Source organism: Paenibacillus woosongensis (genome assembly GCF_030122845.1).
GTDB classification, from domain to species: domain Bacteria; phylum Bacillota; class Bacilli; order Paenibacillales; family Paenibacillaceae; genus Fontibacillus; species Fontibacillus woosongensis_A.
The window spans coordinates 1,374,526-1,388,735 of sequence record NZ_CP126084.1 but is presented as its reverse complement, the minus strand read 5'-3'; the positions used below and the strand labels follow the sequence as shown (position 1 = coordinate 1,388,735).

The window sequence follows — 14,210 nt, the reverse complement described above, 5'->3', positions numbered from 1 at the left end:
TTCTGGGAGCAATAGCGGAACGTAGGTCCGTTGGCTCTCAAAATTCCTCGTTAATTCACAAATAGCGCCCCCTGTGTCCGTTTAGGATTGCACATATTCAGTTGCCCAGCCAGCCACCCAAGCCACACAGCATACAAGCCGGCAACGAACGGCCGACAACCAACTACCTCACCACGGCGAAAGCAAAAAAATTAGACGGAAAACGCGATGTTTTCCGTCTAACTTTTATTTTTGGAGCTTATTGGGCAGCCCCTTCTCCATGTGCTTATTGTACTGTTCTGAGGCGCATGAATACCTTGATCAACTCGTTGACGAGGAGCGGAATCAAAGCCAGACCAATGACCACGCCCCAATCTGCGAGGGACAGGTTGTGGACTTTAAAGGCCGCAGCCAGGAACGGAATGCTGATCGAAGCAAACTGCAAGGCAAGCCCGGCAATAACCGCGCCGACCAGAAGCTTGTTGGAGAACAGTCCGACCTGGAAAATGGACTTCGTGTCGCTCCGTTTCGTAAAGGAGTAGAACAGCTGCGATGCAGCCAATACGACGAAAGCCATCGTCCGGGCATACGTCATTGCTTCATCGGAAATATTCGCCGAGTTCAGGCTGAAGCCGTGCTCTCGCAGTCCCAAATAGAAGGCTACCAAAGTCAGAGAACCGATCAGGAGACCGCCGAGAATCGCCCGGAACGCCGCTCCGCCGGCGAAGAAGCTCTCCTTCGGATCCCGCGGCTTCCGTTTCATGACATCTTTCTCGCCTGGATCCACCCCAAGCGCGATCGCCGGCAAAGTATCCGTCACCAGGTTCACCCAGAGAATCTGTGTAGCCAAGAGCGGCAGCGGCCAGAAGAACAGAATCGATGCCAGGATGGCAACTACCTCACCAAAATTACAGGACAGGAGGAAGGTCACCGTCTTGCGAATGTTCGCATAGATATTCCGTCCTTCCCGGATCGCATGTACAATGGTGGTGAAATTGTCGTCGGTCAATATCATGTCGCTGGCGCCCTTGGAGACATCGGTACCGGTAATGCCCATCGCTACGCCGATATCGGCGTTCTTCAGAGAAGGCGCATCATTGACCCCGTCGCCGGTCATTGAGACGATATTGCCTTGCGCTTTGTACGCCTTAACGATTTTCACCTTGTGCTCCGGCGAGACGCGGGCGAACACTCGGATGTTTCTGATTTTCTGAGCAAAAATATCGTCGGAAAGCTCATCAATTTCCGCCCCCGTCATGCTTTGCTCAATCGAATCCGCAATGCCAAGCTCTTTAGCGATCGCGACAGCCGTGTTCCGGTGATCGCCGGTAATCATCACGGGAGTAATCCCCGCCATCTTCGCCTCAGCAATGGAGTCCTTCACTTCAAGTCTCGGCGGGTCGATCATGCCGACAAAGCCTAGAATCGTTAAATCCTGTTCCATTTCATCCGGAGATAGAAGCTGTTCCGTATCTTTATACGCAGCACCGAGCACCCTCAAAGCATCATCGGACATGCCTTCGGCTGCGTTCAAATATTGCTGCTTCAGCTCCTCGGTTAGAGGAACAACCTCCCCGCCTACGACTGCAGAGGTGGAGATATTCAGAAGTTGGTCGATTGCCCCCTTGGTATGGACACGATAGCCCGTTCTCGTCTGGTTTAGCGTAGACATGAGCTTGCGGTCAGAGTCGAAGGGCTTCTCGGAGACTCTCTTATATTCAGCCTCCAGCGATTTCTTCAAAATATTGTTTTGTTCCCCGTATACGACGAGTGCAACCTCCGTCGGATCCCCCGTGCTTTCCCCGTTCTCATACGTTGCGTCCGAGCAGAGCACGAATGATTTAATCAGCTCTACCGGAGGCTCGTCACCGAGCGGAGTAGCGGTATAGTATTTAACAACCGTCATTTTGTTCTGGGTCAGTGTGCCCGTTTTGTCCGAACAAATAATATTGACCGAGCCCAGCGTCTCCACGGCAGGAAGCTTCTTCACAATCGCGTTGATCTTCGACATTCTGGTCACGCCAAGCGCGAGGACAATGGCGACGATGGCCGGAAGCCCTTCCGGGATAGCCGCTACGGCCAAGCTAATGGCGGTTAGGAACAACTCGAACAAATCACGCTTCTGAATAAGACCAATAACAAAGATCAGTACGCAGATGCCAATGGCGATAAAGCCCAGTGTCTTGCCAAGCTCTTCTAATTTTTTTTGCAGCGGGGTCAGTTCATGGATGTCCTCATCGAGGATCGTCGCAATTTTCCCCATTTCCGTGTTCATCCCGGTAGCCACCGCAATGCCTTCTCCCCTTCCATAAGTTACGAGGGTGGACATGAAGGCCATATTGGACATATCTCCAATCGGTGTCTTGGGATCATCGAGCAAGGTTGAAGCATCTTTATCCGATGGGACAGACTCCCCAGTCAGGGCGGATTCCTCAATCTGCAAGTTGGCGCTATCCAGCAGCCGAAGATCAGCCGGTATGTATCGACCTGCATCCAGTATGACAATATCCCCGGGTACGATGTCCTCGGAATTAATTTCCCTCACCTCACCTTGACGGCGAACGAGCGATCTAGGCGTGGTCATTTGCTGCAGGGCTTCAATGGCCTTCTCCGCCTTATGCTCCTGGAACACACCAATCAGTGCATTCAGCAGAACGACAGCTAGAATAATAATGGCATCCACATATTCGCCTACGATAAGCGTGACTACTGCTGCGCCCAAGAGTACATAAATGAGCATATCCTTTAACTGGGCCATAAATAGTGCGATCATGCTTTTCTTCGGTTTGCCCTTTAATTTGTTCGGCCCATGCTGCTCCAGCCTTGCGCGTACTTCTTCCTCAGAAAGCCCGACAGCCGGATCGACCTGCAGCTCCTTGAGTACTTCTTCCTGTGATTTCGAATGCCACATTAAAGAAACACCTCTTATTATTGATAAAATGCATGTAGTCTTACCTATATTGTAAACCCAATCGATCATAAATAATCGATCGGATTAATACTATATACGAACCACCGCGCAAAATGTACTCAAAAAAAGAGCACCGCTCCAAGCCGGTGTCCTGTCAGTCCTTCTCATTGTCATGTTCTTTCGGCCTATTGCCTAAAACAAAGAAGCCGTCCGAATCGACAGCTTCTTCGCAAGAAAAACTCAAATTTTAAAAGTATGAAACGATAATGCTGGCAGCTCGCAGGAGAAGGACTCGCTCCCGACCTGCAGCGACAGCGTTCTTGGCTCTTTGAACGGGTTCGCTACGATCACGATCCGGCCTCCGTCCGGGTTGCGGAAAGCAAGCGCGTTCCCGGCCGACGTTCCTCGGATGCCAAGCCGCACCGCCCCGGGTTGAATGAATTGCGAGAAATGGCGCATCACGTAATATTCCGGGTTGTAAACGACCCGCTTCTTATCCGGATCGGCCGTGATCATCGCGTTTTGCGTCCAGCCCCATGTGCTGCGGCCGCCCGGCTCCAGCACCATATTCCAATAGATGTAACTGTTCACGCCATTCGTAAAATAATGCTTGTACAGGTTGAACACGTAATGAGCATATTCCCAGCTGTTTTTGCCATCGCCGCATTCATTCTCCGTCTGCATGTAGCGGAGCTCGGGGTAGCTCTCTACCGTGCGCTGCAGAGCATATTTACCGGCCCACTGATAGCCGACACCGCTGATGTACTGCCTGGCCTCCGGATCGCTCAGCACCACATTGGCATAGACATCATAATCGGTGTTCTCCTGACGGTACGGATCAGGGCCGTTAATCGTTCCCAGCCAAATTTCCGTGGTCAATCCGTGCTCCCGGAAGGCCGGGCCGAGATAATCGCGAATGAAGTCGCGCAGCTGCTCGCCGGTCCACACGCAGGAAGGGAACTTCTGATCGGCGACCGGCTCGTTCTGTACATACACTTGATGAATCGTGATGCCTTCCTCGGCATAAGCCTGAACGAATTTGACGAAGTACAAGGCGTAAGCTTGCAGAACTTTCGGCTCCCAGCGCAGCGTTCCGTAGTTGTACGCTTTCGGATGCTTCATCCAGGTCGGCGGGCTCCAAGGCGAAGCGAATAACGTCAGATTGGGGTTCCAGCGCAGTGCTTCTTTAATATAGGGAATAAGAATTTGCTTGTCCCGCTCGATCGAGAAATGCTCCATCGCGTAATCGCCGTCCGTCTCGTTCAGGCTGTACCACTCGGCGGCATAGTCGCTCGCTCCCATCGGCAGCCGGCAGATGTTGAACCGGCATTCCCCGTCAGGATCGAACAGTTTCTGTATCACCTCCATTCTATCCTTCTCCGAAATATGCTGGAGCGCAAAATAACCGAGCTCATTGAAGCATCCGCCAAAGCCATCTACGGTCTGGTATTGCTCCTCCGTTACCTGCAGGCTTGCCGGCAGGTGAGTTAAACCCGCTTCGTTCCCGGCATTTGGCGATAAGTTGAGCGCACTTGCTCCCGCAAGGGGGAGCGCCTGCTCCTGCCAATATTCCTGCTGCGTCGTAGAAATCCATGTCTTATTCATTAGGACTGAACCTCCTGAGTATTATGATGTCCATTGAAGAGCTGCTAAGTTGCTGAGCTGCTGAGCTGCCGTCACTTCTCCTCTATAATCCGTACGCCCCAGCGCTCCAGGGTCAGCTGCTCCCCGCTTGCCACGCTTCGTCCCGCCAGCAATTCCTCACCGCTCGGATGCGGGTACGTCATAACCTGCTCTTCATCGGAATAGTTCATATAGTAATGGACGAGCTTGCCCGCTTCGTTCCAGCCGGACTTCGTGATCAGCGGGAAGGCGATCTCCTGATCCTTGCCCCACAGTCCCGCCTCCTTCACGGCTTGCTTCAGCACCTGGCGCATGATCGCCGGACTCGGCAGGCAGCCAACGTAAGTCGCGACTCCGTCGCCGTACGTATTGCGGGTAATCGCTGCATAGACTCCCCAATGCGGGTGGTCATAATAGGCTAGCACCTCCGCCGTCGTCGGCGTGATCAGTTCCATCCATGTCTCCACAACATTGTGCTCCTCGCCGACGCCGAAGGGATCGCCTTTCAGCGACACATTTTTCGGTTCGACGAACATGCTGTAATAAATGCCGCAGGCTTCGTTGATGATGCCTGGCTGATGCGTCGTCCTTACCTTCATGTGTTCGTTCGTAAATCCGCTCTTGAAGGAATAGACGATATGTCCGCCTTGGCGTACGAATTCATTCAACCTTTCGAGCAGCTCGTCAGATGCTGTATACAATGCCGGTACGATCAGCAGCTTATAGTCATTCAGATTGGCACTGGATGGATGCACTATATCGCAGCCGATGTTCATCATGTACAGCTGGTCGTACATGAGGCGAACCACATCGTTGTAGTTCTTCTCCTGACCCGGCAGCTTGAACCACTCCAGCGCGGTCAGCGCTTCGTTGCTGACGAGCATGGCGGCCTGATTTTTCTTCTGCAAATTCACGAGCTTCGGAGATAGTCTGGCAAAATCGCGTCCGATCGTCCTCGCCTCGTTATAGACCGGGTTCGGCTCAAAATCATGACTGAGCAGTCCTTTCCAATACGTCTCGAATGAATTATGGATCGAATGCCAGTGCCAGTACGCCACCATATTCGCCCCGGAGGCCAGATGGCTGAACGCCTGCAGCCGCAGCTGACCCGGATACGGGACCCAATGGGCAAACGCCTGCGCTTCCGTCTCCAATACGAGATAGCTGGCCCCCTTCGTAGAACGGGCCACATCGCCGCCGAACGAAATTTCGATGCCGGTCAAATCATCCTGCGACGGATGATAGATATCGACCCCGGTAATGTCAAAAGCTTCGGAAGCCGCGAAATGGTCGACATCCGGCTGTACCCCATAGGAGTAGCCCCGCCACTCGAAATCGAAATTCTGGGTCACGAATTGATCCGGACGTTTATACTCGTTCACAATCGCCACCTGCCAGGCCAGAAAGTCGGTCACCAGCTTCCGCTGGAAGCGGGCGAACTCAGCGCCCAGGCTGCCGTTGATCGTTCCCACGACCGAAGGGAAGTCCTCCCAGCTGTTAATCCGGTTGCTCCAGTAAGCGAGTCCAAACTCCTCGTTCACCTTCTCCACGGTTTTGAATTTCTCTCTCATATATTTCACGAACTGCACCTGTACATTGGGTCCTGCCGTATGATAATGCTTCGTCTCATTGTCGGTCTGGTACCCGATGACGGCCGGATGATCCTTCACGCGCTCCATCATTTTGCGGATGATTCTTTCGGCGTAGAACAGGTATTTCGGATTTGTTATGTCCATAATTTGTCTTGCTCCATAGCGCCCTTCTCCTTGCGGCGTCACCGCCAGCACGTCCGGGTGCTCCTTCACCATCCAGGTAGGAACCGCATAGGTCGGGGTTCCGACGATCACCTGAATGCCCGCTGCATGCATCGCCTCCAGGACGCGATCCAGCGAGGTAAAATCAAACACACCGCTCTGCGGCTCATGCGTGCTCCAGGTTGATTCTCCGATGCGCACCACATTAATGCCGGCATCCTTCATCATTTGAATATCCTGATCCAACCGGTCATAAGGCATATACTCATCGTAATAAGCGACTCCATAATAAAGCTTTTGCATTTTCTGCACAGTCGTCTCTCCCCTCTTGGTGATGCTTCTTTATCACGCGCCCTCTTCACGCATTGTTCTGCCTACCCCTTAACCGCGCCCTCGGTGATGCCTTCCATAATGAAGCGCTGGAAGATCGAATAAATAATGACGACCGGAATGGCTGTTAATACGAGCGCCGCCAGAATGAGCGACCACTCTTTGTTGTACTCGCCAAACAGCATGTTCGTGGACAGAATCAATGTGTACCGGTTAACGTCAGTCAGCATCAGCAGCGGAAGCAGGAAGTCATTCCAAATCCACAAAAAGTTCAGAATTCCAATCGTGACTGAAATCGGCAGCAGCAAGGGGAATATGATGCGAAAATAAGTCTGAAAATCGCCGCAGCCATCGATTCTCGTCGACTCCTCCAGCTCCTTCGGAATCGTCTTGACGAAGCCGTGATACAGGAACACCGCCATATTCACGCCAAGCCCGATATAGATCAGGCCCAATCCGTAGGTCGTGCCTTGTACCGCCAGACTCTTAGCTACTCTGGTCAGCGAAATCATGATGGAATGAAACGGCACGAGCATCGAAGCGATGAACAGGAAGAAAATGAAGTTGCTCAGCTTCCCGGGTGTACGCGACAGTTTATATCCAGCCAAGCCAGCCGCAAAAATAATGCCGCCAACTCCCATAACCGACACGATCACCGAGTTCTTCACGCTGTTGAGCAGATTGATTTGCTGAAAAGCGTACACATAGTTTTCAAAGTGAAGCTTCGTCGGCAGCGCCATGACGGAACTGAACATTTCCCCCTGGGTCTTAAACGAGTTAATGACCGCCAGGTAAATGGGGAAAAAGGAAACCGCGGCCAGCACGGCGAGCAGTAAAGTAACGAAATAAGAGGCTGCTGTTCGCTTTCTCATGATTCCACCTCTTTTCTCTTCATGACGCTAATTTGGATAAAGGTAAAGACGAGGATGAACAGGAACAGGATGATCGACTTTGCGCTGGCGTACCCGTACCTGAAGTTGTTGGAGAACGCCTCCTCGTATATGTTCAAGGTGATCACCTGTGTGCTGCGCCCCGGACCGCCCCCGGTCAAGCCGTACACGACATCAAATACTTTGAACGCGCCATTCAGCGTCAGGAACAAACAGATGGTCAAGGCGTGGGTGATCATAGGTAAGGTAACGCGCATAAAACGCTGGAACACATTCGCCCCGTCAATAATGGCCGCCTCCTGCAAATGCTGAGGCACGCCCTGCAGTCCTGCCAGGTAAATGATCATCATGTACCCTACGCCGTTCCACAGTGACACGATAATAATCGAGTAGAACGAAACGTTCGGATCCCCGATCCACCCTTGATCGAGAAAGGTGAGTATCGTCTTCTCGGCGATTTGCGGCAGCACTTGCGTAAATACGAAGGACCACATAAACGCGCTGATGATCAGACTGATCATGTTGGGCATAAAAAATATGGTTCTAAAAAATCCCTTCGATCTTCGTTTTGATTCAATCAGCACCGCAAGAAACAAGGCGAAGACGTTCTGCAATACGACCATGATCACCACGTATTTCAGCGTAAACCACAGGGAATGCATAAAGTCAGGATCATCGCGAAGAATTTCTACGAAGTTGCCAAGCCCTACAAAATCATAGGCCCGATTAAGTCCGTTCCAGTCGGTCAAGCTATAGAACATACCGCCAAGTGTTGGAATGAGCAGAAAAATGCTGTAGATTATAAATGCTGGCGCTAGAAAGGCAAAGAAAGACAGGTACTTCCGATAACCTTTAGAGTGCATGGTTACATCACCTCAGATGTTCGAGTATTGGTTAGTAGAAAGGCAGCGCCACAAACCCACGCCGCCCTTCCTTACCGGAACCTACTTGTTCACTTTATTGAAATCCTTCCAGGCTTTATCCAGTGCATTCAGCACATCATCCTGCGACATTTGCTTGGCGAAGTAGCTTTGCAGCCCTTTACCTACCTCGTCCTTGACCGCTTGAGGAATCCGCGGATCCTGATACGATTTGCCGGCCTTCACGTATTCGGTAGCATCATTGACCCAAGGATAACTCTCAAATGTGTGTACGGTAGCCAGCGGGTTGAATTTCAGGCTCTGGAAGAACGCATTGGAATCGTTCTCGTCTAGAATATAGTTGACCAGGTCCAGCGCTACTTCCTTGTTCTTGCTGGTCGGCGATACGGCGAGCGAAGTAGAAGTACTCAAGTTAATCAGCGTTGCGTCAGGATTATCGTTAATCGGCAGTGGAGCAACCCCGAAATCAAGGTCTGGATTGGATTTCAGTATCGTCTCGGCATACCATGGCCCTTGGATCCACATCGCGCCTTTCCCTGCAGCGAAGGCGGCCGCGCCGTCGTCGCCGCTGACTTCCAGTGCCTTGTCCGTTCCGTTCGCATTTACCAGATCGATGATGTCGAACATCGACTTCATTTCGGAGAAAGAACCGTTATCACTGTACATTCTGTCGACGAAATCAGGATTATCGGTCTCCGTATGGGCTCCTACAGCCAGCGGCAGGAACAGCTGCGGAATCCACGCTTCCTGATAGGACAGCACGAACGGCGTGATGTTGTTCTCCTTCAGCTTCTCTACTACTGCTTTCATTTCGGTTAACGTCGTTGGAGGCGTCAGCCCCAGATCGGAGAAGATTTGTTTGTTGTATAGGTAACCCCAGGATAACGTCTCCAATGGTACCGCAACGACTTTGTCATCATACGTAACGGAAGGCTTTACGCTGTCGAGCAATTTATCGACGAATGGCTGGCTGGACAAATCTTCGAGGTAACCCGCTTTATAGAACGTCGGCACCTCGTTAACGGCATGAAGGCTGAATACGTCCGGCGCATCATTCGAAGCCAGTCTCGTCTTAAGAATTTGCGGCGCATTGTCCGCATTCGGCATTTCGAGTTGAACCTTAACATCGATATTTTTCTCTGCTTTCTCTTTGGCAATGAAGTCGGCAATGTACTTATCATACTGTTCTTTGAAGCGAGGCTGGGCGATGAACACCTTCAGATTGACGGTCTGCGCCTTGCCCCCCGTATCTGTCTTGCCGGAATCACCGCTGTTCGCGTTTCCAGATGAAGAGCCGCCTCCCGATCCGCAGCCTGCCAGCAGGCCTACAACCAATATTGCGCTAAGCAGCAGTTTCCATTTGTTCTTCATGCTTTTGACCTCCCCATGTCTGATGTTGGTTACGCTTACATTGTAAAATAACAAAGAAAGAGATTAATTCGACTAAATTAACCTCTTTCTTTGTACAATTTTGAACCTCGTTCTTGCCTTCTCAATATAAATTATTGCTCTTTCCTCATTTCTCCTGGCGCGATGCCGTAATGCTTCTTGAATACGCGGTAGAAATAAGCGAGCTCCTCATAGCCGCAGCTTTCGGCAATGGCCTTGATCGGCAGCTTGCCTTCCAGCAGCAGCGCCTTCGACTTCTCCATCCGCAGCTGCAGAATGTAGTCGGACAGATTTTGGCGGAACTCGTTCTTGAAGGCGCGGCTTAAATATTCTTTGCTGACGAAGAACGCGGACGCAATCTGCTCGAGCGTAATCGGCTCGCAGAAATTGGCCTCGACATAATGCTTGATTTCCGGCAGGTTGAGCTTCCGCCGGTATTTCCGATGCTCCTCAAGCTGACTCATCGCCAGCAAATACAGCTTCGTCACATCGCTTAGCAGGCGCTCATAGGATTGCAGCGCGGCTTCGTCGATCTCGAACCGGAAGCCCTCTACGGTCTGCGAGTTGGCGATCATCAGTTCCCGGAGCAGCACGATGAATTCCTGATAAATCCGGTCCTGCATCCTCGCCTGCTCCGCCTCCGCATTGCCGAGCTGCTGGAGCAAGTCCTGGAACGTATCCCGGATGCCAGAGACGTCCAGCCGGTTATAGTAAGACGCGAGCGCCGGCTTATATCCTTTGGCGATCTGCAGGAAATCGATCTGCAGCGTAATTTGCTCGCGGTATATGACGCGGGAGGATTCCAGCTCGTTTTTGCATTTTAACAGGGCGGCATTTAACTCCTTCGGGTCGATCGGCTTGAGAATGTAATCCTTGGCTTTGCAGCGAATCGCCTGCTTCAAATAGGTGAAGTCGTCATAACCGCTCACCACGATCACCTTCGTCTCCGGATAGCGTTCGTTCAAAATGCCCAGCAGCTCCATCCCGTCCGCTCCCGGCATGCGCATATCCGTAATAACTAGTTGCGGAGAGCGAGCCTCGATCAGGCGCAGCGCCTCCAAGCCGTCATCCGCCTCACCGACAATTTCCATGCCATACTCATCCCATGATCCGTACCGCTTGATCATTTCGCGCGGCATCTTCTCATCATCCACGATTAACGTTCTGATCATAGGAGCTGTCACCCTCTTTCATCATCGGAATTTGTATGCTCACTCTTGTGCCGACCCCAGGCTCGCTCTCCACGGATACGCCGTATTGCAGCCCGAAATGCATTTTGATGCGGGAGGCGACGTTATTCATGCCGATGCGATCTCCGCTTGTCCAGATTTGATCGGTCTCGCGGCGCATGCTGTTTTGCAGCTCCTCTAAAGCCGCTACGTTCATCCCTACCCCGTTATCTTCAACGAGGATGATAATGCCCTGCTGATTTTGCCGCACCTGCACCTTGAGGCGCCAATCCCCCGGCTTCTTGTCGAGTCCATGCTGGAAGGCGTTCTCAACGATTGGCTGCAGCGTCAGCTTCGGAATACGGCAGTTCAGGGTCTCAGGATCACATTCTATTTCGTAGCTGATCCGTGGCGAGAAACGCTGCATCTGGATATGCATATAGTTATTCAGGTGATCCAGCTCGGCCTGGATCGTTGCCAAATCATTCGGCCCGCGGACGACGTACCGGAACATATGGCTCAGCGAACGGATCAGCTCGTTGATCTCTTCAGGCTTGCTGGAGAAGGCGAGTCCGCCAATCAGCTGCAGCGTATTTTGCAAAAAGTGTGGGTTGATTTGCGACTGAAGCGCTTTCAATTGGGCGGTCTTTTTTTCCAGATTCATGCTGTATTCGGTCTTGATGTACTCTCGAAGCCGGTGGGACATATTATATAGCTTAAATTCCAGGAAACCAAGCTCATCGATCCGATTGCTAATCGGCGGCTCCCGGTCTTGAATGATGCTGATGCCCCGCATCGACTTGGCCAGACTGACGATCGGCTTGGAGGTGCTCCAGGCTAAAATGACCGCGATCAGCAGCGACACTCCCGCTGAAATGATGCCCACGATCAACCCGTAATTGAGGTTCGTCTTCGCGCTCTGGTTGATGTATTCGGCAGGAATGACCTTGACCAGCTTCAGGTTCCAGGGCTCCACCGTATTGTAGAAAATATAGCTGTCCTTTGTCTGGATATATCCCGGACCGCTGTCCGTATTATCCAGGTTCTCCAGCACATTCGCTATGCGTTCCGAGGCTTCGTTCTGATTCGCCGGGCCTGGCATATACATGATTTGGCCGTCCCGGTCGGCGATAAATACGGAGTAATTCGGCTCGGACCGCAGCAGCTCCAGAGCGCTGTCCATCATCTGCCATTTAACCTCCAGCAGGATGCTGCCCAGCAGTTCCTTGTTCTCGAACCGGTTCACGCTGCGGATGAGATTGAACTTCGTCGGATCGCTCTCGTTGCTCGTGATCATGAAGTTCATGCCGCTGGATGTCACTTCGCTCCACATGGCCGGCACCTCTGGGGGCGTGCTGATCTGCTTCTGCATGCTGTTGATCGTGAACAGCTTGTTCTTCTCCTTCAAGTACAGCTGGATGCCCAGTAGATGATTATTCCCCGAATAATAGACTGAGGTCATTGTATCGATGATGCTGCGCTGGGCGTTGAACTGATTGGACAAGGTTGAGCCGTCCATTTTATTAATATATTCATCTAGCGTATTGCTGATCAGAATCGTATAAATGAGATTATTGAGCTGAATGAACTTCTCTTCCAAATATCCGCCCGTCCAGGTAATTCGCGTGATGTTGGACTGGATCACTTCGCTTTCCATCGATTTTCTCGTATTCTCGGTAGACAGGACCGTCACGACGATGAGCGGAACAACGGATATCAGAATCATGATCAGGATCAGCTTGTTCCGGATGCTCCGCCGGAATGGCAAAATGAACCAACGATATAGCAAGGCATCCCCTCCTTGAGTGATTTTATTGTACCACTTTGGGGATAGGTGTCTAGATGAATTGTGTGAATGTGAGGAATGGCAGGGGCTGGCGATTCGGTTATAATCAGTGTATAGATGAGTAGATGGAGGCCCGGTATGGAACCCAGAGTTAAGCATTCGTGGAAGCTGACGGAAAAGGAAGCCGTCCAATTGCAGCAGGAGCTGGCAAGGCAAGTGATAGCGGAGGATCGTCTGGCTGACGTCCAATATGTCGCCGGAGTTGATGTGGCTTATAGCAAGCATAGCGACAAACTAATCGCAGCCGTCGTCGTTTTAGAAGCGGAATCGCTGAACATGGTGGACTCTGCCGTGGTGGAGGATAACGTCCACTTCCCTTATATCCCGGGACTGTTCTCGTTCAGGGAACTGCCGCCCGTCATTAAGGCATTTCAACAGATTAAGACAGCGCCGCAGCTGATCGTTTGCGATGGGCAGGGGCTGGCCCACCCGCGGCGTTTTGGCCTGGCGAGCCACTTGGGCGTGCTCGTTGACCTTCCTACTATTGGCTGCGGCAAGACAAGATTACTGGGGGAATTCGAGAAACCCGGCTCGGTTAGAGGGTCTATGTCCCCACTAGTTGATCATGACGAGGTTATTGGCAACGTGCTAAGGACGCAGGATGGAGTTAAGCCGATCTTCGTCTCCGTAGGTCACAAGATCTCACTCAGGACAGCCTGTGACTGGATATTGAAGCTAGCTCCGCGTTATCGCCTGCCGGAGACGACCCGCCAAGCGGATCAGCTTGTGAATAGGGTGCTGGGTGGGGATGGATGATTAAGGTATTAGGGTGATAACCCCGGATGGGCAGATGATACTCGGATGCAAGCCACTGTCTGCACCTTGATAAATTAATGCTTCTCCGCAGCTTGGGCAGGCTACTTTCTCGCCTGCCACGGCCCTGCTAACGATGTTATCTGTCGAATAGATATTCTCCAAATCGCCTTTACTCCTTTTCATCTACAAGCGTAATGATCTTGCGAATATCGGTAATTTGTAAAGCCTCTGCTATTTGCTCAATATGCCGGAAATTAATATTTTCACGCTTCCCATTAACCAATTCAGAGATGGCCGCCCGGCGAACATCGGATTGCAATGACAGTTCATTAATCGACATTCCCTGTTGCTTCAACAAGTCCCCTAATGTAATTTTTACTTTTTTCATCTTAGTCCCCTTATTTAGTTTTACCCTATTGACTGTACCTATAAGCGTACGATATAATCCTTTTCAATGATGTACGCTTATGCGTACATAAATACGTGATGCTGAGCTTTTTTAGGAAAGGATGACAATACACTCCTATGCCGACCCGTATTTGTATTGTTTTAGGCCCTTATCCCTTATGATTCCAATGATTTAGATTACACTGTAGCCCATGGTTACTTGGTTCGTGATCAATTTGCTTTGTATGTAACAGATAGCTACCTTTGGTTACGAAAAGTCCAAAAGGCCGTAAAT

General features: G+C 51.4%; 10 protein-coding genes. 1 reads left to right on the top strand and 9 read right to left on the bottom strand.

The window, feature by feature from the left end; all coding sequences use genetic code 11:
• Nucleotides 1-265: 265 nt before the first annotated feature.
• From QNH46_RS06015 to QNH46_RS05980, 8 genes are all read right to left on the bottom strand, one after another.
• Complete coding sequence (locus QNH46_RS06015) at nucleotides 266-2,890, bottom strand: cation-translocating P-type ATPase (protein ID WP_283927302.1); 2,625 nt, start codon at nucleotides 2,888-2,890, stop codon at nucleotides 266-268.
• Nucleotides 2,891-3,130: 240 nt separating this feature from the next.
• The gene (locus QNH46_RS06010) at nucleotides 3,131-4,495 is read right to left on the bottom strand and encodes a glycoside hydrolase family 30 protein (protein ID WP_283927301.1); all 1,365 of its coding nucleotides are present in this window, start codon (nucleotides 4,493-4,495) and stop codon (nucleotides 3,131-3,133) included.
• Between the two features lie 71 nt (nucleotides 4,496-4,566).
• Complete coding sequence (locus QNH46_RS06005) at nucleotides 4,567-6,570, bottom strand: beta-galactosidase (protein WP_283928360.1); 2,004 nt, start codon at nucleotides 6,568-6,570, stop codon at nucleotides 4,567-4,569.
• Between the two features lie 71 nt (nucleotides 6,571-6,641).
• Nucleotides 6,642-7,469, bottom strand: coding sequence for a carbohydrate ABC transporter permease (locus QNH46_RS06000; RefSeq protein ID WP_283927300.1), 828 nt, complete (start codon nucleotides 7,467-7,469; stop codon nucleotides 6,642-6,644).
• The gene (locus tag QNH46_RS05995) at nucleotides 7,466-8,350 is read right to left on the bottom strand and encodes a carbohydrate ABC transporter permease (RefSeq protein WP_283927299.1); all 885 of its coding nucleotides are present in this window, start codon (nucleotides 8,348-8,350) and stop codon (nucleotides 7,466-7,468) included. Before QNH46_RS05995 ends, QNH46_RS06000 begins: the two co-directional genes overlap by 4 nt.
• An 81-nt stretch (nucleotides 8,351-8,431) precedes the next feature.
• The gene (locus tag QNH46_RS05990; protein ID WP_283927298.1) at nucleotides 8,432-9,739 is read right to left on the bottom strand and encodes an ABC transporter substrate-binding protein; all 1,308 of its coding nucleotides are present in this window, start codon (nucleotides 9,737-9,739) and stop codon (nucleotides 8,432-8,434) included.
• A gap of 131 nt (nucleotides 9,740-9,870) precedes the next feature.
• Nucleotides 9,871-10,929: a response regulator gene (locus QNH46_RS05985; protein ID WP_283927297.1), complete on the bottom strand. Its 1,059-nt coding sequence runs from the start codon at nucleotides 10,927-10,929 to the stop codon at nucleotides 9,871-9,873.
• Nucleotides 10,904-12,715: a sensor histidine kinase gene (locus tag QNH46_RS05980; protein WP_283927296.1), complete on the bottom strand. Its 1,812-nt coding sequence runs from the start codon at nucleotides 12,713-12,715 to the stop codon at nucleotides 10,904-10,906. The genes QNH46_RS05985 and QNH46_RS05980 overlap by 26 nt, the downstream gene beginning before the upstream one ends.
• 135 nt (nucleotides 12,716-12,850) lie before the next feature.
• Between QNH46_RS05980 and nfi the strand changes: the two genes are divergently transcribed.
• Nucleotides 12,851-13,528, top strand: a complete 678-nt coding sequence (nfi, locus tag QNH46_RS05975; protein ID WP_283927295.1) for a deoxyribonuclease V — start codon at nucleotides 12,851-12,853, stop codon at nucleotides 13,526-13,528.
• 169 nt (nucleotides 13,529-13,697) lie between these two features.
• Here nfi and QNH46_RS05970 read toward each other — a convergent pair whose 3' ends face one another.
• Nucleotides 13,698-13,916 (bottom strand): helix-turn-helix domain-containing protein, encoded by a 219-nt coding sequence (locus tag QNH46_RS05970; RefSeq protein WP_283927294.1) that lies wholly within the window; start codon nucleotides 13,914-13,916, stop codon nucleotides 13,698-13,700.
• Between the last annotated feature and the right edge of the window lie 294 nt (nucleotides 13,917-14,210).

Excerpts from the sequence above, each read along its gene's own strand:
- QNH46_RS06005 (WP_283928360.1), bottom strand. The coding sequence starts at position 6,570 with ATGCAAAAGCTTTATTATGGAGTCGCTTATTACGATGAGTATATGCCT.
- nfi (WP_283927295.1), top strand. The coding sequence starts at position 12,851 with ATGGAACCCAGAGTTAAGCATTCGTGGAAGCTGACGGAAAAGGAAGCC.
- QNH46_RS05970 (WP_283927294.1), bottom strand. The coding sequence starts at position 13,916 with ATGAAAAAAGTAAAAATTACATTAGGGGACTTGTTGAAGCAACAGGGA.
- QNH46_RS06015 (WP_283927302.1), bottom strand. The coding sequence starts at position 2,890 with ATGTGGCATTCGAAATCACAGGAAGAAGTACTCAAGGAGCTGCAGGTC.
- QNH46_RS05995 (WP_283927299.1), bottom strand. The coding sequence starts at position 8,350 with ATGCACTCTAAAGGTTATCGGAAGTACCTGTCTTTCTTTGCCTTTCTA.
- QNH46_RS05985 (WP_283927297.1), bottom strand. The coding sequence starts at position 10,929 with ATGATCAGAACGTTAATCGTGGATGATGAGAAGATGCCGCGCGAAATG.
- QNH46_RS06010 (WP_283927301.1), bottom strand. The coding sequence starts at position 4,495 with ATGAATAAGACATGGATTTCTACGACGCAGCAGGAATATTGGCAGGAG.
- QNH46_RS06000 (WP_283927300.1), bottom strand. The coding sequence starts at position 7,469 with ATGAGAAAGCGAACAGCAGCCTCTTATTTCGTTACTTTACTGCTCGCC.
- QNH46_RS05990 (WP_283927298.1), bottom strand. The coding sequence starts at position 9,739 with ATGAAGAACAAATGGAAACTGCTGCTTAGCGCAATATTGGTTGTAGGC.